Genomic DNA, 22220 nt, shown 5'->3' on the forward strand with positions numbered 1-22220 from the left:
TAGCAGGACAACGTGAGACGGCCCGGCGCCGTCGTAAGACGAGCAGGTGGATACGTGACGAATCTGATGCCCTCCGCCGCCGGCGAGCCCTCCATCGGTGGCGGCCTCGGTGACCAGGTCTACAACCGGCTGCTCAACGAGCGGATCATCTTCCTCGGCCAGCAGGTCGATGACGACATCGCCAACAAGATCACCGCGCAGTTGCTGCTCCTCGCCGCCGACCCCGACAAGGACATCTACCTCTACATCAACAGTCCGGGCGGTTCGGTGACCGCGGGCATGGCGATCTACGACACCATGCAGTTCATCCCGAACGACGTGGTCACCATCGGCATGGGCATGGCCGCCTCGATGGGGCAGTTCCTGCTCACCGGCGGCACCGCGGGCAAGCGCTTCGCCCTGCCGCACACGGACATCATGATGCACCAGGGCTCCGCGGGCCTCGGCGGTACGGTCTCGGACATCAAGATCCAGGCCCAGTACCTGCTGCGCACCAAGAAGACGATGACGGAGCTGACCGCGCTGCACTCCGGCCAGACGGAGGAGACCATCCTCCGCGACGCCGACCGCGACCGCTGGTTCACCCCCGAAGAGGCCAAGGAGTACGGTCTCATCGACGAGATCATCAGGAACGCCTCGGGTGTTCCGGGAGGCGGCGGAACCGGTGCCTGACCGGCCCGGCCACGCCACGCACCGCCACGTCCCCAGCCCCCAGAACGCCACCAGGACGGTGAACCCCATGAACGACTTCCCCGGCGCCGCGAGCGGCCTGTACGAAGGGCCCCGCCCGGACGCCCGCTACGTGATCCCGCGCTTCGTCGAGCGCACCTCGCAGGGCGTGCGCGAGTACGACCCGTACGCGAAGCTCTTCGAGGAGCGCGTGATCTTCCTGGGCGTCCAGATCGACGACGCCTCCGCCAACGACGTCATGGCGCAGCTGCTGTGCCTGGAGTCGATGGACCCCGACCGGGACATCTCGATCTACATCAACAGCCCCGGCGGCGACATGACGGCGCTGACGGCCATCTACGACACGATGCAGTTCGTGAAGCCCGACATCCAGACGGTCTGCATGGGCCAGGCGGCCTCCGCCGCGGCCATCCTGCTCGCCGCCGGTACGCCGGGCAAGCGCATGGCGCTGCCGAACTCCCGCGTGCTGATCCACCAGCCCGCCGGTTCCACCGGCCGCGGCCAGCTCTCCGACCTGGAGATCATCGCCAACGAGTTCACGCGGATGCGTGAGCAGCTGGAGAACATGCTGGCCAAGCACTCCAACCGGCCGCTGGAGCAGGTCCGCGAGGACATCGAGCGCGACAAGATCCTCACGGCCGAGGAAGCGCTGGAGTACGGCATCGTGGACCAGATCATCTCCACCCGGAAGATGAACAACGAGTCGGTGCGCTGACCCCCGGTTTCACCGCCCTGGCAGGGTCCACGTCGAAGTGAACCCTGCCAAGGGGGGACCGAACACCGGGCCCGGCAAGGTACCGTCGGACATAAGGCAGCACCAGGAACCGCTGGACCCCAAGGCGTCCAGGCGGCTCCCAGGCGAAGGGGAAGCACACCGTGGCACGCATCGGTGACGGCGGCGATCTGCTCAAGTGCTCGTTCTGCGGCAAGAGCCAGAAGCAGGTCAAGAAGCTCATCGCAGGTCCCGGTGTGTACATCTGCGACGAGTGCATCGACCTCTGCAACGAGATCATCGAGGAGGAACTCGCCGAGACGAGCGAGGTGCGCTGGGAGGAACTCCCCAAGCCCCGCGAGATCTACGAGTTCCTTGAGGGCTATGTCGTGGGCCAGGAGCCCGCGAAGAAGGCCCTCTCGGTCGCGGTGTACAACCACTACAAGCGCGTCCAGGCCGGTGAGAACGGCGGCGCCCAGGGCCGTGACGACGCCATCGAGCTGGCGAAGTCCAACATCCTGCTGCTCGGCCCGACCGGCTCCGGCAAGACCCTGCTGGCGCAGACCCTGGCCCGGATGCTGAACGTCCCCTTCGCCATCGCCGACGCCACCGCGCTCACCGAGGCGGGCTATGTCGGCGAGGACGTCGAGAACATCCTGCTCAAGCTGATCCAGGCGGCCGACTACGACGTCAAGAAGGCCGAGACGGGGATCATCTACATCGACGAGATCGACAAGGTCGCCCGCAAGAGCGAGAACCCGTCGATCACGCGTGACGTCTCCGGCGAGGGTGTCCAGCAGGCCCTGCTGAAGATCCTGGAGGGCACCACCGCCTCGGTGCCCCCGCAGGGCGGACGCAAGCACCCGCACCAGGAGTTCATCCAGATCGACACGACGAACGTCCTGTTCATCGTGGGCGGCGCGTTCGCCGGGCTCGACAAGATCATCGAGTCCCGCGCGGGCGCCAAGGGCATCGGCTTCGGCGCCACCATCCGCTCCAAGCGCGAGCTGGAGTCCAAGGACGTCTTCGAGGACGTCATGCCGGAGGACCTGGTCAAGTTCGGCATGATCCCCGAGTTCATCGGGCGGCTGCCGGTCATCACCTCCGTGCACAACCTGGACCGCGAGGCCCTGCTCCAGATCCTCGTCGAGCCGCGCAACGCCCTGGTCAAGCAGTACCAGCGGCTGTTCGAACTCGACGGTGTGGAGCTGGACTTCGAGCGCGAGGCGCTGGAGGCGATCGCGGACCAGGCCATCCTCCGCCAGACCGGCGCCCGCGGTCTGCGCGCCATCATGGAGGAGGTGCTGATGTCGGTCATGTACGAGGTCCCGTCCCGCAAGGACGTCGCCCGCGTCGTCGTCACCGCCGACGTCGTCCACTCCAACGTCAACCCGACCCTGATCCCGCGCGACGCCCGGGGCCGGGGCGCGGGCGAGCAGAAGTCCGCGTAGTACCGAGCGCACCGCGCCGCGCCAGCCGCGCACGGCATCGAGGGGCCTTCCGCACCGGCGGAGGGCCCCTTCGCCGTGGAGGGGGGCGCGGTGCGGGTGCCGGGGGGAGCGTGTGGGGCGAATCCGTTTCGGGACCGCCCCCGGACACCTCTAAACTGACCCCCGTGACCGAGAACGCTCATCAGCAGCCCCCCGCGCCCGACACCGAACTGCCGACCCAGTACGCGCCGGCCGAGGTAGAGGAGACGCTGTACGCGCGCTGGGTGGAGCGCGGTTACTTCGAGGCGGACGCCAAGAGCGACAAGCCTCCGTACACCATCGTCATCCCCCCGCCCAACGTCACCGGTGCCCTGCACCTGGGCCACGCCTTCCAGCACACGCTGATGGACGCCCTGACCCGCCGCAAGCGCATGCAGGGCTACGAGACGCTGTGGCTGCCGGGCATGGACCACGCGGGCATCGCCACCCAGAACAAGGTCGAGCAGCAGCTCGCCGAGGAGGGCAAGTCCCGCCACGACATCGGCCGCGCCGCCTTCGTCGAGAAGACCTGGCAGTGGAAGAAGGAGTACGGCGGCAAGATCCTCGGCCAGATGCGCCGCCTCGGTGACGGCGTGGACTGGTCCCGCGAGCGCTTCACGATGGACGAGGGCCTGTCCCGCGCCGTCCAGAAGATCTTCAAGGACCTCTTCGACGACGGTCTGATCTACCGCGCCGAGCGCATCATCAACTGGTGCCCGCGCTGTCTGACCGCCATCTCCGACATCGAGGTGGACTACCAGGACGACGACGGCGAGCTGGTCTCGCTGACGTACGGCGAGGGCGACGAGACGGTGGTGGTCGCCACCACCCGTGTCGAGACGATGCTCGGTGACACCGCCGTCGCGGTCCACCCCGAGGACGAGCGGTACGCCCACCTCATCGGCCGCCGGATCAAGCTGCCGCTGACCGACCGCACCATCCCGGTCGTCGCGGACGCGCACGTGGACCCGGAGTTCGGCACCGGCGCGGTCAAGGTGACCCCGGCGCACGACCCGAACGACTTCGCCATCGGTCAGCGGCACGGCCTGGAGACCCTGACCGTCATGGACGAGCGCGGGGTCATCACCGTCCCCGGCCCGTTCCAGGGGCTGGACCGGTTCGAGGCGCGCGCCGCCATCGTCGCGGCCATGCGGGAGCAGGGCCGTGTCGTCGCGGAGAAGCGCCCGTACGTCCACTCCGTCGGGCACTGCTCGCGCTGCAAGACGACCATCGAGCCCCGGTTGTCGCTCCAGTGGTGGGTCAAGGTCGAGACGCTGGCCCAGGCCGCCGGTGACGCGGTCCGCGACGGCCGCGTCACGCTCCACCCCAAGGAGATGGAGAAGCGGTACTTCGACTGGGTGGACAACCTCAACGACTGGTGCATCTCGCGCCAGTTGTGGTGGGGCCACCGCATCCCCGTCTGGTACGGCCCCGGTGGCGAGGTCGTCTGCGTCGGCCCCGACGAGCAGCCGCCGGGCACCGAGGCGGAGGGCTGGACCCAGGACGAGGACGTCCTCGACACCTGGTTCTCCTCCGGTCTGTGGCCGTTCTCCACGCTGGGCTGGCCGGAGCGCACCGACGACCTGGCGAAGTTCTACCCGACCGATGTGCTGCTCACCGGGCACGACATCATCTTCTTCTGGGTCGTCCGGATGATGATGTTCGGCCTCTACGCGATGGACGGGGAGATCCCGTTCAAGACGGTCGCCCTCACCGGTCTGGTCCGCGACGAGTTCGGCAAGAAGATGTCGAAGTCCAACCCGAACGCGGTGGACCCCATCGACTGGATGGACGCGTACGGCTCCGACGCCGTCCGCTTCACCCTGGCCCGTGGCGCCAACCCCGGCGCGGACGTGCCGATCGGTGAGGACTGGGTCCAGGCGTCGAGGAACTTCGCCAACAAGATCTGGAACGCGACCCGCTTCGCCCTGATGAACGGCGCCACGGTCGAGGGCCCGCTGCCCGAGCCGGCCGCGATGTCCGCCACCGACCGCTGGATTCTCTCCCGCCTCAACAAGACGGTCGCGGAGGTGGACGCGTTCTACGAGGACTACCAGTTCGCCAAGGTGTCCGACGCCCTCTACCACTTCGCGTGGGACGAGGTGTTCGACTGGTACGTCGAGCTGTCCAAGACCACGTTCATGGCGGGCGGCGAGCCCGCGAAGGTCTCCGGGCGCGTCCTCGGCGAGGTCCTGGACGTCACGCTGCGGCTGCTGCACCCCGTGGTCCCCTTCGTCACCGAGACGCTGTGGACCACCCTCACCGGGGGCGAGTCCGTCGTCGTCGCCGACTGGCCCGCGGACTCCGGGTTCCGTGACGACGCGGCCGAGCGGGAGATCGCCACCGTCCAGCAGGTCGTCACCGAGGTCCGCCGCTTCAAGGGCGACCAGGGTCTCAAGGCCGGTCAGCGCGTCCCGGCCCGCCTGACCCTGGACGGTACGGCCCTGGCGCCCCACGAGACCGCGATCCGCCAGCTCCTCAAACTCCAGCCCGAGGGACCGGAGTTCCAGGCCACGGCGACCCTCCCCGTCGCCGGTGCCCAGGTCGCCCTCGACCTCTCCGGCGCCATCGACGTCGCCGCCGAGCGCAAGCGCCTCACCAAGGACCTCGCCGCCGCCGAGAAGGACAAGGCCCAGTCCCTGGCCAAGCTCGGCAACGAGGGCTTCCTCGCCAAGGCCCCCGACAAGGTCGTGGACGGCATCAAGTCCCGCCTGTCCAAGGCGGAGGAGGACATCACCCGCCTCCAGTCCCAACTGGACCGCCTTCCGCAGGCATAACCCCGTCCAGAAGGCCCCCGCCAAGCCGCTGCAAGCAACCCGCACCCGGAAACCCCGCAAAGCACCCCCCGTAGACTGGACCCCGTGAGCGACGCGCCCGGTACCAGCGAGACCCCAGACCCCTTCGACGAGCTGGTCGAAGAGGAGACCACCCGAGACCCGGACCTGGCGGTGATCGAGGCGGGCAGCCGCACCCTCCGCACCCAGGGCGGCCCCCCGCAGGCAGATGTACCGACCCGTCCGGAGGACCCGGAGACGGACCGCGCGCTGCGCGAGGTCGAGACGGAACTCGCCTCCCGCTGGGGCGAGACCAAGCTGGAACCCTCCGTGGCCCGTATCGCCGCGCTGATGGACGTGCTGGGCGACCCCCAGCGCACGTACCCGTCGATCCACATCACGGGAACGAACGGCAAGACCTCCACGGCCCGCATGATCGAGGCCCTCCTCGGCGCCTTCGACCTCCGTACCGGCCGCTACACCAGCCCGCACGTGCAGTCGGTGACGGAGCGCATCAGCCTGGACGGCGCCCCGGTCTCCGCCGAGCGCTTCATCGAGACGTACGCGGACATCAAGCCGTACGTGGAGATGGTGGACGCCTCCCAGGAGTACCGCCTGTCCTTCTTCGAGGTGCTGACCGGCATGGCGTACGCGGCGTTCGCGGACGCCCCGGTGGACGTGGCGGTCGTCGAGGTCGGCATGGGCGGCTCCTGGGACGCGACGAACGTGATCGACGGCGATGTCGCGGTGATCACGCCGATCAGCCTGGACCACACCGACCGCCTCGGCTCCACGCCGGGTGAGATCGCGGGGGAGAAGGGCGGCATCGTCAAGCAGGGCGCGACCGTGATCCTGGCCCAGCAGCCGGTGGACGCGGCGCAGGTGCTGCTGCGCAGGGCGGCGGACGTGGACGCGACGGTGGCCCGTGAGGGCCTGGAGTTCGGCGTGGTGGACCGGCAGGTCGCGGTCGGCGGCCAGTTGCTGACGCTGCGCGGACTGGGCGGCGAGTACCCGGAGGTGTACCTCCCGCTGCACGGCCCGTACCAGGCGCACAACGCGGCGGTGGCGCTCGCGGCGGTGGAGGCGTTCTTCGGGGTGGGCGCGGAGCGTGCCGTGCCGCTGGACATCGACACGGTCCGCCGCGCGTTCGCGGCCGTGTCCTCGCCGGGCCGTCTCGAAGTGGTCCGGCGCTCCCCGACGATCGTGCTGGACGCGGCGCACAACCCGGCCGGTGCGGAGGCGACGACGGAGGCGGTGCGCGAGGCGTTCGACTTCAGCCGTCTGATCGGTGTGGTCGGCGCGAGCGCGGACAAGAACGTACGCGGTCTGCTGGAGGCGTTCGAGCCGGTGCTCGCGGAGGTCGTGATCACGCAGAACTCCTCGCACCGCGCGATGGACGCCGACGAACTGGCCGCGATCGCGGTCGAGGTGTTCGGCGAGGACCGCGTCCAGGTGGAGCCCCGGCTGCCGGAGGCGCTGGAGGCGGCGATCACGCTGGCCGAGGAGGAGGGCGAGTTCGCCGGTGGCGGTGTCCTCGTCACGGGCTCGGTGATCACGGTGGGCGAGGCCCGCCTGCTGCTCGGAAAGGGCTGAGGTACCCCTCGTGCGCGTGCTCTGCTCCTCGACCCTGCTGGGCGAGTTCTTCCTCATCGGCTTCGCCGGACTGGTCGCCATGAAGGACCCGGACCTGTCGATGGCGACGGTGTGGCTGGTCAGCGGTGTCGCCATGTTCCTGTGCCTGCTGCTGTGCGGGGCGATCACCCGCCCCGGCGGTGTCGCCCTCGGCTGGGCCCTCCAGCTCGCCCTGATCGCCTCCGGTGTCTTCGTGCCCGCCATGTACTTCATGGGCGTGGTCTTCGCGGCCCTGTGGTGGGCGTCCGTGCACTACGGCCGGAAGGTGGACGCGGCGAAGGCGAGGTTCGCGGCGCAGGCGGAGGTTTCCTCCACGCCTGACGCTGCGTGACGGGCGGCCGGACACGCCCTGTAATCTCGTCCCACCGCACAGGTCCGTCGTAAGGAGCCCTCCGTGAGCCAGCGCACCCTCGTCCTTCTCAAGCCCGACGCCGTCCGCCGTGGCCTGACCGGCGAGATCATCGGCCGGATCGAGCGCAAGGCGGACTGGCGGATCACCGCGCTGGAACTGCGCACCCTGGACCAGGAGACGCTGGAGCAGCACTACGGCGAGCACAAGGGCAAGCCCTTCTACGAGCCCCTGGTCGCGTTCATGGCGTCCGGTCCGGTCGTCGCGCTGATCGTCGAGGGCGAGCGGGTGATCGAGGGCGTGCGCGCGCTGGCCGGTCCGACCGACCCGATCGCCGCCGCGCCCGGCTCCATCCGCGGCGACTACGGTGTCATCGTGCGGGAGAACCTGATCCACGCCTCCGACTCCGAGGAGTCCGCCGAGCGCGAGGTGAAGATCTTCTTCCCGGGCCGCGCCTGAGCGGGACTCTGAGGATTTTCCGCTAATTTTTCTGACGGAGCGTCAGCCCCGTTCGGAGCCCTGACCAGGGACGGCCGTACGTTTTCGGCCGTCCTTCGGCATATGCGTCGCCGTTCGGGGGAACGTGTGCCCCCGATGGGCCGTCTCCACGAGCGGGGCGACGCGCCATCTGCTGACAATGGCGAAGACCCTCGCACAGTGTTCGTGCGGGCGCGTCTACGATGGAAGCCTTCACGTCACAGCACCCGCCTCGCCGTCCTGACACGCCCTCAGAGGCTCGGGAGGGCCAGATGAATCCGGATGGGGAACTCAATGTCGTTCATCGGCCGTGACATGGCTGTGGACCTCGGGACGGCCAACACGCTGGTGTACGTCAGGGGCCGCGGAATCGTGCTGAACGAGCCCTCCGTCGTCGCCATCAACACCAACACCGGCGGCATTCTCGCGGTGGGTGCCGAGGCCAAGAAGATGATCGGCCGCACGCCCGGCAACATCGTGGCCGTGCGCCCGCTGAAGGACGGCGTGATCGCCGACTTCGAGATCACCGAGCGGATGCTCCGCTACTTCATCCTCAAGATCCACAAGCGGCGCTATCTGGCCCGTCCGCGCGTGGTCGTCTGCGTCCCCTCGGGCATCACGGGCGTCGAGCGCCGCGCGGTGATCGAGGCGTCGTCGCAGGCGGGTGCGCGCCAGGTGCACATCATCGAGGAGCCGATGGCCGCCGCGATCGGTTCCGGCCTGCCCGTCCACGAGGCCACCGGCAACATGGTGGTGGACATCGGCGGCGGCACCACCGAGGTCGCGGTCATCTCGCTCGGCGGCATCGTCACCGCGCAGTCCATCCGGGTCGCGGGCGACGAGCTGGACAACGCGATCATCCAGTACATCAAGAAGGAGTACAGCCTTCTGCTGGGCGAGCGCACCGCCGAACAGATCAAGATCACGATCGGCTCCGCGTACGACCTCGACGCCGACGAGCACACCGAGGTGCGCGGCCGGGACCTGGTGTCCGGGCTGCCGAAGACGGTCGTCATCTCGGCCGCCGAAGTCCGCAAGGCGATCGAGGAGCCGGTCAACGCCATCGTGGACGCGGTGAAGACCACCCTGGACAAGTGCCCGCCGGAGCTGTCCGGCGACATCATGGACCGGGGCATCGTGCTCACCGGCGGCGGCGCCCTGCTGCGCGGCCTGGACGAGCGGCTGCGGCGCGAGACGGGCATGCCGATCCACATCGCCGAGGACCCGCTGGACAGCGTGGCGCTCGGCTCGGGCAAGTGCGTCGAGGAGTTCGAGGCGCTCCAGCAGGTCCTGGACGCCCAGCCGCGCAGATGACGTAACTCTTCGATTCCGCCGTACGGGATGGTCTCCTCTCGTGCGGCGGATCGTTGGTATACAGGCATGAACCCCCGCAAACGGACCCCTACGGGTGCGCACTTCGCGCTTTCACACCGTCAGGGGTCCGCCGATTCCGAACGAGGAAGGCACGGCCGCCGCACGTGAGGGACACGAAAGAGAGCCGGCTGCTCCTGGTCCTGCTGATCGCCATCGCGTTCGCGCTGATCACGGTGGACATCCGAGGAGGCCGGAACTCTCCGGTGGACGGGGCCCGGCAGGCCGCGGCCACGGTGTTCGGGCCCATCGAGAACGGGATGTCCTCCGCGGTGGACCCGGTCGGCGAGGCGGTCTCCGCCGTCCGCGACTCCGGCACCCGTCACGACCGGCTCGCCGCGCTGGAGACGGAGAACGCGGCCCTGAAGGCGAAGCTCGGCAGCGACGACCGCAACCGCAGCCGCCTGAACCAGCTGGACAGGATGCTGAAGGTGGCCGGTGCCGGTCAGTACGGCATCAAGGGCGCCCAGGTCATCGCCATAGGAGCCGCGCAGGGCTTCTCCTGGACCATCACCGTGGACGTCGGCGCCAACGACGGCATCCGCCGCGACATGACCGTACTGAACGGCGACGGACTGGTCGGCCGGGTGACCACCGTCGGCCCCGACACCTCCACCGTGCTGCTCGCCAACGACCCCGACTTCACCGTTGGCACCCGCATGGAGTCCGGCGACGAACTCGGCTTCGCCTCCGGCCAGGGCGACCGCCCGCTGCGGGTCGAACTCCTCAACGGCAAGGCCGAGGTGAAGAAGGGCGACCGGCTCGTCACCTTCGGCTCGCAGGCCGACCGGCCCTTCGTGCCGGGCGTCCCGGTCGGCGTGGTCTCCCGCGTGGACCCCTCCGGCGGCGGCCTGACCCGCACCCTGTACGTCACCCCGTACGTCGCGTTCAGCAAGCTCGACATCGTCGGTGTGGTCGTGGAGCCCCCGAAGCGCGATCCGCGCGACGAGGTGCTGCCCACCAAGCCCAAGCCGGTGCCGACTCCCACCGTCACCGTCACGGTGACCCCCTCGGCCGGCGCGCCCGCCGACGACCAGCAGCAGCAAGAGCAAGAACAGCGGTAGGAGCTGACTTTCCCCCATGCGTGTCAACCGGATTCTGCTCTCCACCGCGCTGGTCGTCGTCGCCCTGGTGATCCAGGTGAGCGTGCTCGCCCGCCTGCACCTGCCCGGTGCCGTGCCCGACCTGCTCCTCCTCACCGTCCTCGGCCTGGCGATGGTGTACGGCCATGTGGGCGGCGCCCTCGTCGGGTTCGGCGCCGGTCTGCTGGCCGACCTCGCCCCGCCCGCCGACCACGCGGCCGGGCGCTACGCGCTGGTGCTCTGCGTCGTCGGCTACTTCGCCGGGCTCGTCAAGCCCGAGAACGGCCGCCTGAAGTCCGCGACCGGCCCGATGGCCGTCGTGGTCGCCGCCGCCGTCGGCTCCACCCTGCTGTACGCGGGTGTCGGCGCCCTCGTCGGGGACACCGCCGCCCGCCATGTCGGCCTGCCCGGCCTGCTGTTCTCCGCCGCGCTGTACGACCTGCTGCTCGCCCCGTTCGTGGTGCCCGGCGTGATGTGGCTGGCCCGCCGCTCCGACAACGACCCGCTGGCCGAGACCGGCCCGGCCGCCGGGTCCGGGGACATCTCCACCGGCTGGCTCTCCTCCGGCACCGGCCTGCGCATCGGCAGCCAGCGCGGCCTGGGCTCGCTGAAGGCGAGAGCACGCACGCGGTCGGCGCGGGTGGGACGCATCAAGGGCGTGAAGCGGCTGTGAACGGCACCGGTTCCCTCGCCCGTCCGTTCCGTGGACGTCCGTCCGGATTCACCCGAAAGAGCGTGAGAAGTCGGAACGTGTGTTCACAGGTCGGTCGTTCATCATCCGTACGGACGCTCGTGTCCGTCGTCGCGTCCGCGCGCTGAGAGGGGGAGGCAGCAGTGACCGCCCACCCGTCGCCCACCACCCTTCCAACGAATGGGCTGCGCCCATGACCAATATCCCTGAGACGGGTAGGACCCCGAGAGTCCAGACCCGGCTCGTCGTCATCCAGATCCTCGTCCTCTCCCTGCTCGGCACGCTCGGCGGGCGGCTGTGGTATCTGCAGATCCGTCAGGGCGCCGAGTATCAGAAGGAGGCGTCGGGCAACCACGTCCAGCAGGTCGTGGATCCGGCCGTGCGCGGCGACATCCTGGACGCCCGCGGTGTCCCCCTCGCGGACAACGAGACCCGGCTCGTGGTCTCCGCCTCCCGCACCGACCTGCTCAAGCAGCCCGACGACGGCAAGGCCGTGCTGACCAAGCTGGCCGGTGTGCTCGGCCTGCCCGCCGACGAGGTGCGCCAGAAGGTCCGGCTCTGCGACGCCAAGACCCCCCAGCCCTGCTGGAACGGCTCGCCCTACCAGCCGATCCCGATCACCGACGAGGCCAACGCCAAGCAGGCCCTGCAGATCCGCGAGCGCGCCGAGGACTTCCCCGGCATCACCGCCGAGCCCGAGGCCGTGCGCCGTTACGGCGGCCCCGGCCGGGCCAACACCTCCCAGGTGCTCGGCTATCTCTCGCCGGTCACCGACGAGGAGATCCAGAAGGCCAAGGACACCGACTCGCCGTATCTGCGCTCCGACATGGTCGGCCGCTCCGGTCTGGAGCGGCAGTACGACAAGGTGCTGCGCGGCAAGGCCGGTGTCACGCGGTACGAGGTGGACAACCTCGGCCGGGTCATCGGCAAGGCCAGGTCCGACGCGGCCGAGCCCGGTTCCAACCTCGTGACGAGCATCGACTCGCGGGTGCAGCGGGTCGCGGAGTACGAACTGGACAAGGCGATGAAGGTCGCCCGCCAGCAGTACGACAAGATCACCGGCACCAACTACAAGGCCGACTCCGGTGCCGTCGTCGTGATGGAGGCCAAGACCGGCCGCGTCGTGGCGATGGCCTCCGCGCCCACCTACGACCCCAACGTCTGGGTCGGCGGCATCTCCGCCAAGGACTACAAGGCCCTCACCGGCAAGAACTCCGACTACCCGCTGCTGAACCGGGCCATCCAGGGCCAGGCCGCACCCGGTTCGACGTTCAAGGTCGTCTCCACCGCCGCCGCCGTCGAGGCCGGTTACGTGTGGGACGGCGGCTATCCGTGCACCAGCTCGTACTCGGTGGGCGGCCAGGTCTTCAAGAACTTCGAGGGCGAGAACTTCGGCCCGATCTCCCTGGGCCGCGCCCTGGAGGTCTCCTGCGACACCGTCTTCTACGGCCTCGCGGACCGCGAGTGGAAGAAGGACGGCGGGATCAACCCCAAGAAGGGCCAGCCCAAGGACTTCTTCTACAAGGCGGCCCACCAGTTCGGCCTCGGCAAGGAGACCGGCATCGACCTCCCCAACGAGGTCACCGGCCGCGTCCCGGACCGCCAGTGGAAGCTCGACTACTGGAAGGCCAACAAGGACGCCTGGTGCAAGTACGGCAAGAAGGGCGGCACCTACGTCCAGGTCATCGCGTACGAGAACTGCCTCGAAGGCAACAAGATGCGCGAGGGCGACTCGATCAACTACTCCATCGGGCAGGGCGACACCCTCGTCACCCCGATCCAGGAGGCCGTGATCTACGGCGCCGTCGCCAACGGCGGCACCATGTACCAGCCGACCATCGGCAAGGCCGTCATCAGCGCCGACGGCAAGACGGTCACGCCGATCCCGCCGACCAAGCGCGGCAAACTCCCCGTCACCAGGGCCACCCTCAAGGGCATGGACGACGCCTTCGCCGGTGTCATCACCCGAGGCACCGCCGCCTGGAAGTTCAACGGCTGGCCGCAGGACAAGATCCCGCTGCACGCCAAGACCGGCACCGCCGAGGTCTACGGCAAGCAGACCACCTCCTGGCTGGCGACCTACTCCAAGGACTACACGGTGATCATGACGATCGCCCAGGCCGGTACGGGTTCCGGAGCCTCCGGTGAGGCCGTGCGCAACATCTACAGCGCGCTGTACGGCGTGAACGGCGACGGCTCCATCGACGGCAGGCGCGCCCTGCTGCCGCAGCCGCAGACGACGCTGCCGAAGGTCCGCCCCGACGGCACCGTGGCCGCCCCGAAGATCACCAGCGACCCCGCCAAGGACGTCGAGAAGGCGCAGCAGAACAACACCAGCAACGGCGCCGACACCCAGCCGCCCGCCTCGACCGCGCCCACCGACAACACCAACAGCAACACCCGCAGGCGCGCGCGCCGCAGGGGAAGCCGGAGGATGCATCCATGACCGGCGCAGGCGGCTTCTCCGTCTCCGGATACGGGCCCGAGCGGGCCGGGTGGACCAGGGTCTTCGCCCGGGACTCGCTCGCCCGACGGCTCGACTGGCCGATGATGCTGGCGGCGCTGGCGCTGTCGCTGATCGGCTCGATGCTGGTCTTCTCCGCCACCCGCAACCGCACCGAGCTGAACCAGGGAGATCCGTACTTCTTCCTGCTGCGGCACCTGATGAACCTGGGCATCGGCATCGCGCTGATGATCGCCACCGTCTGGCTCGGACACCGGGTGCTGCGCAACGCGGTGCCGATCCTCTACGGCCTGTCGGTGCTGCTGTCCCTGGTGGTGCTGACCCCGCTGGGCGCCACCATCAACGGCCAGCGGAACTGGATCGTCATCGGCGGTTTCTCGCTCCAGCCCGCCGAGTTCCTGAAGGTCGCCATCATCCTGGGCATGGCGATGCTGCTCTCCGCCCGGGTGGACGCGGGGGACAAGCTGCACCCCGACCACCGCACGGTGGTGCAGGCGCTCGGGCTGGCCTCGGTGCCCGTCCTGGTGCTGCTGCTGATGCCCGACCTGGGCTCGGTGCTGGCGATGGTCGCCATCATCCTGGGCGTACTGCTCGCCTCCGGCGCCTCCAACCGCTGGATTCTCGGCCTGGTCACCGCCGGTGTCCTCGGCTGCGTCGCCATCTGGCAGCTGCACATCCTCGACGAGTACCAGATCAACCGGTTCGCCGCGTTCGCCAACCCCGACCTCGACCCGGCGGGCGTCGGCTACAACACCAACCAGGCGCGCATCGCCATCGGCTCCGGCGGGCTGACCGGCTCCGGTCTCTTCCACGGCTCGCAGACCACCGGGCAGTTCGTGCCCGAGCAGCAGACCGACTTCGTGTTCACGGTGGCGGGGGAGGAGCTGGGCTTCCTCGGCGCCGGGCTGATCATCTTCCTGCTCGGCCTGATCCTCTGGCGGGCCTGCCGCATCGCCCGTGACTCGCCCGAGCTGTACGGCACGATCGTGGCCGCCGGGATCATCGCCTGGTTCGCCTTCCAGTCCTTCGAGAACATCGGCATGACCCTCGGCATCATGCCGGTCACCGGCCTCCCGCTGCCCTTCGTGTCGTACGGCGGCTCGTCGATGTTCGCGGTGTGGCTGGCGATCGGGCTGCTCCAGTCCATCAAGGCACAGCGCCCGATGTCGGCCTGACCGGCCGGGCTCGGGCGCGCGGGAGAACCCGCGCGCTTGAGCGGGCCGTACGCGGCTACTTTGCAGTCATGACGGACGTGAAGCGGGAGATCGAGCGGAAGTACGAGTCCGAGGGCGGTGCCCTGCCCGATCTGACGGGTACCGCGGGGGTGGCCGAGGCGGTCGGCCGGGGCGTGGTCACGCTGGACGCCACCTACTACGACACGGCCGACCGGCGCCTGGCCGCCGCCTCCCTCACCCTGCGCCGCCGCACCGGCGGCGAGGACGCGGGCTGGCATCTGAAGGTGCCGGTGGCGCCCGGTGTCCGCGACGAGATCCGCGCCCCGCTCTCCGACACGGTGCCCGACCATCTGGCCGCTCTGGTCCGGGCCCGTGTGCGTGCCACCCCGCTGGTGCCGCTGGTCCGGCTGCGGTCCGCCCGCGAGGTCACCCACCTGCTGGACGCCCGCGGCACGCTGCTCGCGGAGGCGAGCGTGGACACCGTCACCGCGCACCTGCTCACCGGGGGGAGCGGCGACGCGAGGAGCGGCGGCGGTGCGGGCGCCGAGGTCCACTGGACCGAGATCGAGGTCGAGCTGGCGGACGGCGCCGACCCCCGCGTCCTCGACAAGCTGGACAAACGGCTGCGCAAGGCGGGCGTACGCCCCGCGAGGTCCGCGTCCAAGCTGGCGCACGCCCTGGAACTGACCGGAGCGGCACCGCACCGGCCCGCCGCCCGGCGCGCCCGGCCCGTGACCGCCGGGGACCACGTCCTCGCGTATGTGCGCGCACACCGCGAGGCGCTGCTCGCCCACGACCCCGGAGTCCGCCGGGACGTACCCGACGCGGTGCACCGGATGCGGGTGGCCACCCGCAGGCTGCGCAGCACCTTCCGCAGTTTCGGCACGGTCCTGGACCCGGCCGTCACCGGTCCGCTCGCCGCCGAGCTGAAGTGGCTCGCCGGGGAACTGGGCGCCGACCGGGACCAGGAGGTGCTGACCGCCCGGCTGGAAGCGGCCCTCGGCGCGGTGCCGTCCGCGCTGGTCCTGGGTCCGGTCCGGGAGCGGATCGCCGCCTGGTCCGGCGCCCGGCACGGCAGTGCGCACGGCCACCTCCTGGCGATCCTGGACTCCGCCCGCTATCTGGGTCTGCTCGACGCCGTGGACGCCCTGCTGGCCGACCCGCCGCTGCGCGGGAAGGGCGCGCGGCAGCCCGGTCCCGTCCTGGCCGGAGCGGTGGCGAAGGACCTGCGGGCGATCGACCGGCACCTCACCGAGGCGCTGGAGCTGCCGCCCGGCGCCGGACGGGACACCGCGCTGCACGAGGCCCGTAAGAAGGCCAAGCGCGCCCGGTACGCGGCGGAGGCGGCCGTACCCGCCCTCGGCAGGCCCGCGCGGCGGCTGGCCAAGGCGCTGAAGAAGCTGACCGGCGGGCTCGGTGAGCACCAGGACGCGGTCATGGCCCGGCGGACCCTGCGCGAGCTGGCCGCCGTGGCGCACGCGGCGGGGGAGAGCGCGTTCACCTACGGGCTGCTGTATGGCAGGGAGGAGGAGCGGTCGGCGCGGGCGGAGGCGCGGGCACCGGAGCTGTGGGGGAAGGTGAGCGGCCGGGCGGCGGCCCTGTAGGAGGGCGGGAGGGGTCCGCCGGGCGGGTTACGCTTGATGGTCACCTCTGTCAGCTCACGAAGGTTTCCCGATGACTGTCGAGTCGGTCTTCCCGCAGCTCGAAGCACTGCTCCCGCACGTGCAGAAGCCGATCCAGTACGTCGGCGGCGAGCTCAACTCCACGGTCAAGCCCTGGGAGGACTGCGATGTCCACTGGGCGCTGATGTACCCGGACGCCTACGAGGTCGGGCTGCCCAACCAGGGCGTCATGATCCTCTACGAGGTGCTCAACGAGCAGCGGGGCGTCCTCGCCGAGCGCACGTACAGCGTGTGGCCCGACCTGGAGGCCCTGATGCGGGAGCACCGGGTCCCGCAGTTCACCGTGGACAGCCACCGCCCCGTCAAGGCGTTCGACGTGTTCGGCCTCAGCTTCTCCACCGAGCTGGGCTACACCAACATGCTCACCGCGCTCGACCTGGCGGGTATCCCGCTGGAGTCGAAGGACCGCACCGACGAGGACCCGATCGTGCTGGCCGGCGGCCACGCGGCGTTCAACCCGGAGCCGATCGCGGACTTCATCGACGCGGCGATCATCGGTGACGGCGAGCAGGCCGTGCTGGACATGACCCGGATCATCCGGGAGTGGAAGGCCGAGGGCCGCCCCGGCGGACGCGAGGAGGTCCTCTTCCGCCTCGCCCGCACCGGCGGGGTGTACGTCCCGGCGTTCTACGACGTGGAGTACCTCGCGGACGGCCGGATCGCCCGGGTCGTGCCCAAGCGGTCGGGCGTGCCGTGGCGGGTGTCCAAGCACACCGTCATGGACCTGGACGAGTGGCCGTACCCGAAGCAGCCGCTGGTGCCGCTCGCGGAGACCGTGCACGAGCGGATGTCCGTGGAGATCTTCCGCGGCTGCACGCGCGGCTGCCGCTTCTGCCAGGCGGGCATGATCACCCGCCCGGTGCGCGAGCGCTCCATCACCGGCATCGGCGAGATGGTCGAGAAGGGCCTGAAGGCGACCGGCTTCGAGGAGGTCGGCCTGCTCTCGCTGTCCTCCGCCGACCACTCCGAGATCGGTGAGGTCGCCAAGGGCCTCGCGGACCGGTACGAGGACGACAAGATCGGCCTCTCGCTGCCCTCCACCCGCGTGGACGCGTTCAACGTGGACCTGGCCAACGAGCTGACCCGCAACGGCCGCCGATCCGGCCTGACCTTCGCCCCCGAGGGCGGCTCCGAGCGGATGCGCAAGGTCATCAACAAGATGGTCTCCGAGGACGACCTGATCCGTACGGTCGCCACCGCGTACGGCAACGGCTGGCGCCAGGTGAAGCTGTACTTCATGTGCGGCCTGCCCACCGAGACCGACGAGGATGTCCTCCAGATCGCGGACATGGCGACCCGCGTCATCCAGAAGGGCCGCGAGGTCTCCGGCGCGGGCGACATCCGCTGCACGGTCTCCATCGGCGGGTTCGTGCCCAAGCCGCACACCCCGTTCCAGTGGGCGCCGCAGCTCTCCGCCGAGGAGACCGACGCGCGCCTGGAGAAGCTGCGCGACAAGATCCGCGGCGACAAGAAGTACGGCCGCTCCATCGGCTTCCGCTACCACGACGGCAAGCCCGGCATCGTCGAGGGCCTGCTCTCGCGCGGCGACCGCCGCGTTGGTGACGTGATCCGCGCGGTCTACGAGGACGGCGGCCGGTTCGACGGCTGGCGCGAGCACTTCTCCTACGACCGCTGGACGGCCTGCGCCGACAAGGCGCTCGCCGCGCACGGCGTGGACGTGGACTGGTACACCACCCGCGAGCGCTCCTACGAGGAGGTCCTGCCCTGGGACCACCTGGACTCCGGCCTGGACAAGGACTGGCTCTGGGAGGACTGGCAGGACGCCCTCGACGAGACCGAGGTCGATGACTGCCGCTGGACGCCCTGCTTCGACTGCGGCGTCTGCCCGCAGATGGACACCCACATCCAGATCGGTCCGACCGGCAAGAAGCTCCTGCCCCTGACGGTCAAGAACGCGGGCCCCGCCCCGGCGGCGAGCGGGCACGTCCACTGACCCTGCGGCCCGCGTGCCCCCGTCCGGTCAGGCGGGCGGGAGGCGGGCGTCCAGCCAGTCGAAGACGCGTTGTTCGAAGAGGGCGCGGCCCATCGGTTCGCAGTGGAGATGGGCGCCCTCCGCCTCCGTGAAGGGGATCAGCTCCTTCGGGCCGGGAAGGGCGTCGTACAGCTCGCGGGAGGCGCCCGGCCAGAAGTGCTCGCCCTCGGGTTCGGTCACCAGCAGCGGCGTGGTGACACGGTCCAGGACCGGGGTGAGGTCGTAGCGGGCGATCTCGGTCAGGAGGTCGTACGGCGAGGTGATGCCGTACGGCTTCGCGCGCCAGCGCCACATCGCGGCGAGCGACGGGTCCGCGCCCAGGGCGCCGTTCATGACGCGGTCGAAGGTGTCACGGTCGCCGGACTCCCACAGCCCGCGCAGCTCACCGAGCCCCTGCCACCAGCTGTCCGCCACCCGCACCACCCCCGGATCGGCCACCGCGGCCGCGATCCGGTGCTCGAAGGCCAGCGCGCGCGGCACCCAGTAACCGGCCTGGCTGACCCCGGCCAGCACCAGCCGGGCCGGGTCCACGTCCGGGCGGGCCAGCAGGTGGTCCACCACGGGGGTGATCACCCGCTCCCAGTCGTACCGGAACGGCACGCCCCGTTCGAACAGCATCGACTGCTGGCCGGGACCGTCGAACAGCAGCACCCGGTAACCGCGTTCCACCGCCGGAGCGCCCAGCAGCGTCCACGCGGCGCTCATCGGGGCGTCGCTGCCGTTGTTCACGATCAGCGTCGGCAGCGGGCCCGGCCGGTCCGGCGGAGAGACGAGGTGTCCGGGGAGCGTCGTGCCCTCGTACGGGACGGCGACCGGTTCGGCGGGCGGGTCCAGCAGGGCCAGGAAGGCGTCCAGGCACGCCCGGTGATCCGGGAACACCTCCGCGAGCCGCTTCTCCGGCTCCGCCACCGCGTCCACGCCCACCAGCGCCGTGCCCAGGTACCCGGCCGCGCACAGGAACCCGTCCCGCGCGCTCGCCGTACGGCCCGCCGCCGCGCACCCCTCCGCCCGCTCCCGCACCCGGCGCCCGAGCCCCGCCCACGCGTCGAACCAGCCCTGCCCGTCCGCGCCCGCCACCGCCGACGCCACGGACAGCACCTCGCCCACGTCGGCGCCGCGCCGCCATGCCGCGCCGAGGGCGGCCCTGATCTCGTAGTCGAACTGGACGTTCTCGTGGAAACGCAGGCTCATCGCGGCTCCCGTGGGGGAATCGGCGGCTCCGGTCCTCTTCACCGTAGGCCGGGCCCCGCGGCACGGCATGCGGGCCGCTGCCCGCGGCAGCACGATGGGGAGAGGGGCGGCCGGAACACCGCACCGTCCCGTCCCACCGCCACGGGATTCCCACCCGCCACGGGAGGAGCGTTCATGGTTCAGCAGACCACCGTGCAGGCCCCGGCCGGGAAACGCGCCGGTACCGGCAGCGTGTTCCTCTCCTTCGTCCCCTGGATCGTCTTCGGCGTGGTGGCGAGCCCCAGCACCTGGAAGTACGCCGCCCTCGCCGCGCTGATCGCCTCCGTCGTGCTCTCCGGGCGGGACATCGCGCGGGGCCGCGTCCGCGTCCTGGACGTCACGGCCATCGTCTTCTTCGCCGTCGTCACCGCACTCGCCCTCACCCTCGACCGCGCGGACCTGCTCTGGCTGGAGACGTACGCGCAGGTCATCTCCAGCGGCCTGGTCGCCGTCGTCGCTCTCGGCTCGCTCGCCGTGGACCCGTTCACCGCGCAGTACGCCCGCCAGGAGGTGCCCCGCGAGATGTGGCACTCGCCGGTGTTCGTGCACGTCAACCGGGTGCTGACCTTGGTGTGGGGCGTCGCGTTCGTCCTCATCGCGCTCTCCACCTGGCTCGCCGTCCGGGTGCCCTCGCTGGACGACTGGCTCAACTGGGTCGTCCCCGTCGCGCTGCTGGTCGGCGCCGTCAAGTTCACCGAGCGCTACCCGGAGTCGTACAAGGCCCGCGCCCTCGGCCGGTGACCGGACGGGCGGCGGGAACCCGGAGGCCGCGCGAGACGTACTCTTGGAAAGAGGTACGACCGCATCTCACTGAAGGACAAGGACACTGGGCAAGCGACAGCCCGAAGGCCCACCGCCCGCACCCGCGGTGCAGCGCATCCGACTGCGCTACACCAAGCGAGGCCGCCTCCGGTTCACCAGCCACCGAGACTTCCAGCGCGCCTTCGAACGGGCGCTGCGCCGTGCCGAGGTGCCGATGGCGTACTCGGCCGGATTCACGCCGCACCCCAAGGTGTCGTACGCCAATGCCGCACCCACCGGCACGGGCAGCGAGGCGGAGTACCTGGAGATCGCGCTGGCCGCACCCCGCGACCCCGGCTCCCTGCGCGCTCTGCTCGACGCGTCGCTGCCCACCGGGCTCGACATCGTCGATGCGGTCGAGGCACGGACCTCGGGCCTCGCGGACCGGCTGACCGCCTCCGTCTGGGAGCTGCGTCTCGACGGCGTGGACCCGGCGGACGCCCGGCGCGCCGCCGAGGTGTTCACCGCGGCCGACACCGTCGAGGTGTCCCGCGCGACCAAGAACGGCGTCCGCGTCTTCGACGCACGCCCGGCCGTCGTCTCGCTGGAGGCGGTCTCCCGGGAAACACCCGGTTCGCCGGCTGATAGGCCCAGCGACCGGCCCTGTGCGATACTGCGCCTGGTTGTTCGGCACGTGACGCCTGCCGTACGACCCGACGACGTCCTGTCCGGTCTCCGCGCCGTGGCCGACCTGGCGCCGCCGGTCCCCGCAGCGGTGACCAGGCTGGCGCAGGGGCTGTTCGATGCAGAGAGCGGCACGGTGACCGACCCGCTCGCGCCCGACCGCGAGGCAGCCGAGGCCCTGACGGCCGTACCGGCAGCCGCCGCGACGGCGCCGACGCCGGAAGGTCCCGCGTAGGGACGGACGTCGAAAGCGCGGCCCTCGTACTCAGGAACCACCTGGGTCGGGCGGCGCACCGACCACAAGACTTTCGCCAGGCCGTACCAACAAGGCGTACGGAACCGGCGAGACAGGACACTGAGTGCTCCCGAGCGGCGCCCGTGCTCCGGACGGCGGTCAACGCGCATCGCGCGTGCCGCGGACGTCAACGTCGGACGGTCTTCACGACCTCCGCCGGGCCGAGCGCGGCGACCGGGAGCCCGACGGGAGAAACCCCCGCATGCTCGAACCGACCGAACCCACCGAGGGTTCCGAAGCCAACACTCCGAGCGACACCCTGCCCCCGCGCAGGCGCCGTCGCGCCGCGTCCCGGCCGGCGGGATCTCCCGCCGCCGCCGAGGCGACTCCCGAGGTGACCGCACCGGCCACCCCCGTCGCCGAGGCCGAGGACATCGCGGAGGCCACCGCGACGACCGCGCCGCAGAGCGCCGTCGCGGAGGACGCCGCCCCCGCCCGCCCGCGCCGCCGTGCCACCCGCCGCTCGTCCGCGCCCGCCGGTGCACCCGCCGCCGAGGCCGCCGAGACGGTCGTCGCCGGTGCCGCCGAGCCCGCCACCGTCGAGGCCGTGGAGACCGCGGCTCCCGCCGAGGCCGATGCCGCCCCCGCCCGTACACGCCGCCGCGCCACCCGGCGTGCCTCCGCGCCCGCCGGTGCCCCCGCTGCCGTCGAGGCAGCCGACGAGGAGAAGCCGGACGAGACCGTGGCGGACGCCCCGGTGAGCGCCGAG

The 22220-nt window shown here is 70.7% G+C and carries 17 protein-coding genes and 1 pseudogene; 17 read left to right on the forward strand and 1 reads right to left on the reverse strand.

What is annotated here, in order from left to right; all coding sequences use genetic code 11:
• Nucleotides 1–66: 66 nt before the first annotated feature.
• The 14 genes from KUM39_RS19545 to KUM39_RS19610 all read left to right on the forward strand — a co-directional run bounded on the left by KUM39_RS19545 (nucleotide 67) and on the right by KUM39_RS19610 (nucleotide 18522).
• Nucleotides 67–672: an ATP-dependent Clp protease proteolytic subunit gene (locus tag KUM39_RS19545; RefSeq protein ID WP_217787039.1), complete on the forward strand. Its 606-nt coding sequence runs from the start codon at nucleotides 67–69 to the stop codon at nucleotides 670–672.
• Between the two features lie 67 nt (nucleotides 673–739).
• Complete coding sequence (locus KUM39_RS19550) at nucleotides 740–1405, forward strand: ATP-dependent Clp protease proteolytic subunit (RefSeq protein WP_217787018.1); 666 nt, start codon at nucleotides 740–742, stop codon at nucleotides 1403–1405.
• Nucleotides 1406–1566: 161 nt separating this feature from the next.
• A complete protein-coding gene (gene clpX / locus KUM39_RS19555; protein WP_217787019.1) occupies nucleotides 1567–2853 on the forward strand; it encodes an ATP-dependent Clp protease ATP-binding subunit ClpX in 1287 nt (428 codons plus the stop codon).
• A 164-nt stretch (nucleotides 2854–3017) separates the two neighbouring features.
• Complete coding sequence (locus tag KUM39_RS19560; protein ID WP_217787020.1) at nucleotides 3018–5648, forward strand: valine--tRNA ligase; 2631 nt, start codon at nucleotides 3018–3020, stop codon at nucleotides 5646–5648.
• A gap of 84 nt (nucleotides 5649–5732) precedes the next feature.
• Nucleotides 5733–7238, forward strand: coding sequence for a bifunctional tetrahydrofolate synthase/dihydrofolate synthase (folC, locus tag KUM39_RS19565; protein WP_217787021.1), 1506 nt, complete (start codon nucleotides 5733–5735; stop codon nucleotides 7236–7238).
• 10 nt (nucleotides 7239–7248) lie between these two features.
• Nucleotides 7249–7608 carry a DUF4233 domain-containing protein gene (locus KUM39_RS19570; protein ID WP_217787022.1) on the forward strand — a complete coding sequence of 120 codons (360 nt, stop codon included), beginning with the start codon at nucleotides 7249–7251 and terminating at the stop codon, nucleotides 7606–7608.
• Between the two features lie 63 nt (nucleotides 7609–7671).
• Nucleotides 7672–8085: a nucleoside-diphosphate kinase gene (gene ndk, locus KUM39_RS19575; protein ID WP_217787023.1), complete on the forward strand. Its 414-nt coding sequence runs from the start codon at nucleotides 7672–7674 to the stop codon at nucleotides 8083–8085.
• Between the two features lie 312 nt (nucleotides 8086–8397).
• Nucleotides 8398–9417, forward strand: a complete 1020-nt coding sequence (locus KUM39_RS19580) for a rod shape-determining protein (protein ID WP_031158632.1) — start codon at nucleotides 8398–8400, stop codon at nucleotides 9415–9417.
• A 164-nt stretch (nucleotides 9418–9581) separates the two neighbouring features.
• A complete protein-coding gene (mreC, locus tag KUM39_RS19585; protein ID WP_217787024.1) occupies nucleotides 9582–10538 on the forward strand; it encodes a rod shape-determining protein MreC in 957 nt (318 codons plus the stop codon).
• 16 nt (nucleotides 10539–10554) lie between these two features.
• On the forward strand, nucleotides 10555–11229 hold the full coding sequence (mreD, locus tag KUM39_RS19590; RefSeq protein ID WP_217787025.1) for a rod shape-determining protein MreD: 675 nt from the start codon (nucleotides 10555–10557) through the stop codon (nucleotides 11227–11229).
• Between the two features lie 211 nt (nucleotides 11230–11440).
• A complete protein-coding gene (gene mrdA, locus KUM39_RS19595) occupies nucleotides 11441–13693 on the forward strand; it encodes a penicillin-binding protein 2 (RefSeq protein ID WP_217787026.1) in 2253 nt (750 codons plus the stop codon).
• A complete protein-coding gene (gene rodA, locus KUM39_RS19600) occupies nucleotides 13690–14886 on the forward strand; it encodes a rod shape-determining protein RodA (protein WP_217787027.1) in 1197 nt (398 codons plus the stop codon). The genes mrdA and rodA overlap by 4 nt, the downstream gene beginning before the upstream one ends.
• A 68-nt stretch (nucleotides 14887–14954) precedes the next feature.
• Nucleotides 14955–16490 carry a CYTH and CHAD domain-containing protein gene (locus KUM39_RS19605; protein ID WP_217787028.1) on the forward strand — a complete coding sequence of 512 codons (1536 nt, stop codon included), beginning with the start codon at nucleotides 14955–14957 and terminating at the stop codon, nucleotides 16488–16490.
• 70 nt (nucleotides 16491–16560) lie between these two features.
• On the forward strand, nucleotides 16561–18522 hold the full coding sequence (locus tag KUM39_RS19610) for a TIGR03960 family B12-binding radical SAM protein (RefSeq protein ID WP_217787029.1): 1962 nt from the start codon (nucleotides 16561–16563) through the stop codon (nucleotides 18520–18522).
• 27 nt (nucleotides 18523–18549) lie between these two features.
• Here the strand turns inward: KUM39_RS19610 and KUM39_RS19615 are convergent, their stop codons facing one another.
• Nucleotides 18550–19752, reverse strand: coding sequence for an alpha/beta hydrolase family protein (locus KUM39_RS19615; protein ID WP_217787030.1), 1203 nt, complete (start codon nucleotides 19750–19752; stop codon nucleotides 18550–18552).
• Nucleotides 19753–19926: 174 nt separating this feature from the next.
• Here KUM39_RS19615 and KUM39_RS19620 point away from each other — a divergent pair, with 174 nt between their 5' ends.
• The 3 genes and pseudogenes from KUM39_RS19620 to KUM39_RS19630 all read left to right on the forward strand — a co-directional run.
• Entirely contained in the window at nucleotides 19927–20532 is a 606-nt protein-coding gene (locus KUM39_RS19620) for a DUF3159 domain-containing protein (protein WP_217787031.1), read from the forward strand.
• A 127-nt stretch (nucleotides 20533–20659) separates the two neighbouring features.
• The gene (locus KUM39_RS19625) at nucleotides 20660–21451 is read left to right on the forward strand and encodes a TIGR03936 family radical SAM-associated protein (RefSeq protein ID WP_217787032.1); all 792 of its coding nucleotides are present in this window, start codon (nucleotides 20660–20662) and stop codon (nucleotides 21449–21451) included.
• A 262-nt stretch (nucleotides 21452–21713) separates the two neighbouring features.
• Nucleotides 21714–22220 (forward strand): annotated as a pseudogene (locus tag KUM39_RS19630) (Rne/Rng family ribonuclease); the annotation flags it as partial.

This window comes from Streptomyces corallincola (genome assembly GCF_019104725.1).
Classification (GTDB): Bacteria; Actinomycetota; Actinomycetes; order Streptomycetales; family Streptomycetaceae; genus Streptomyces; species Streptomyces corallincola.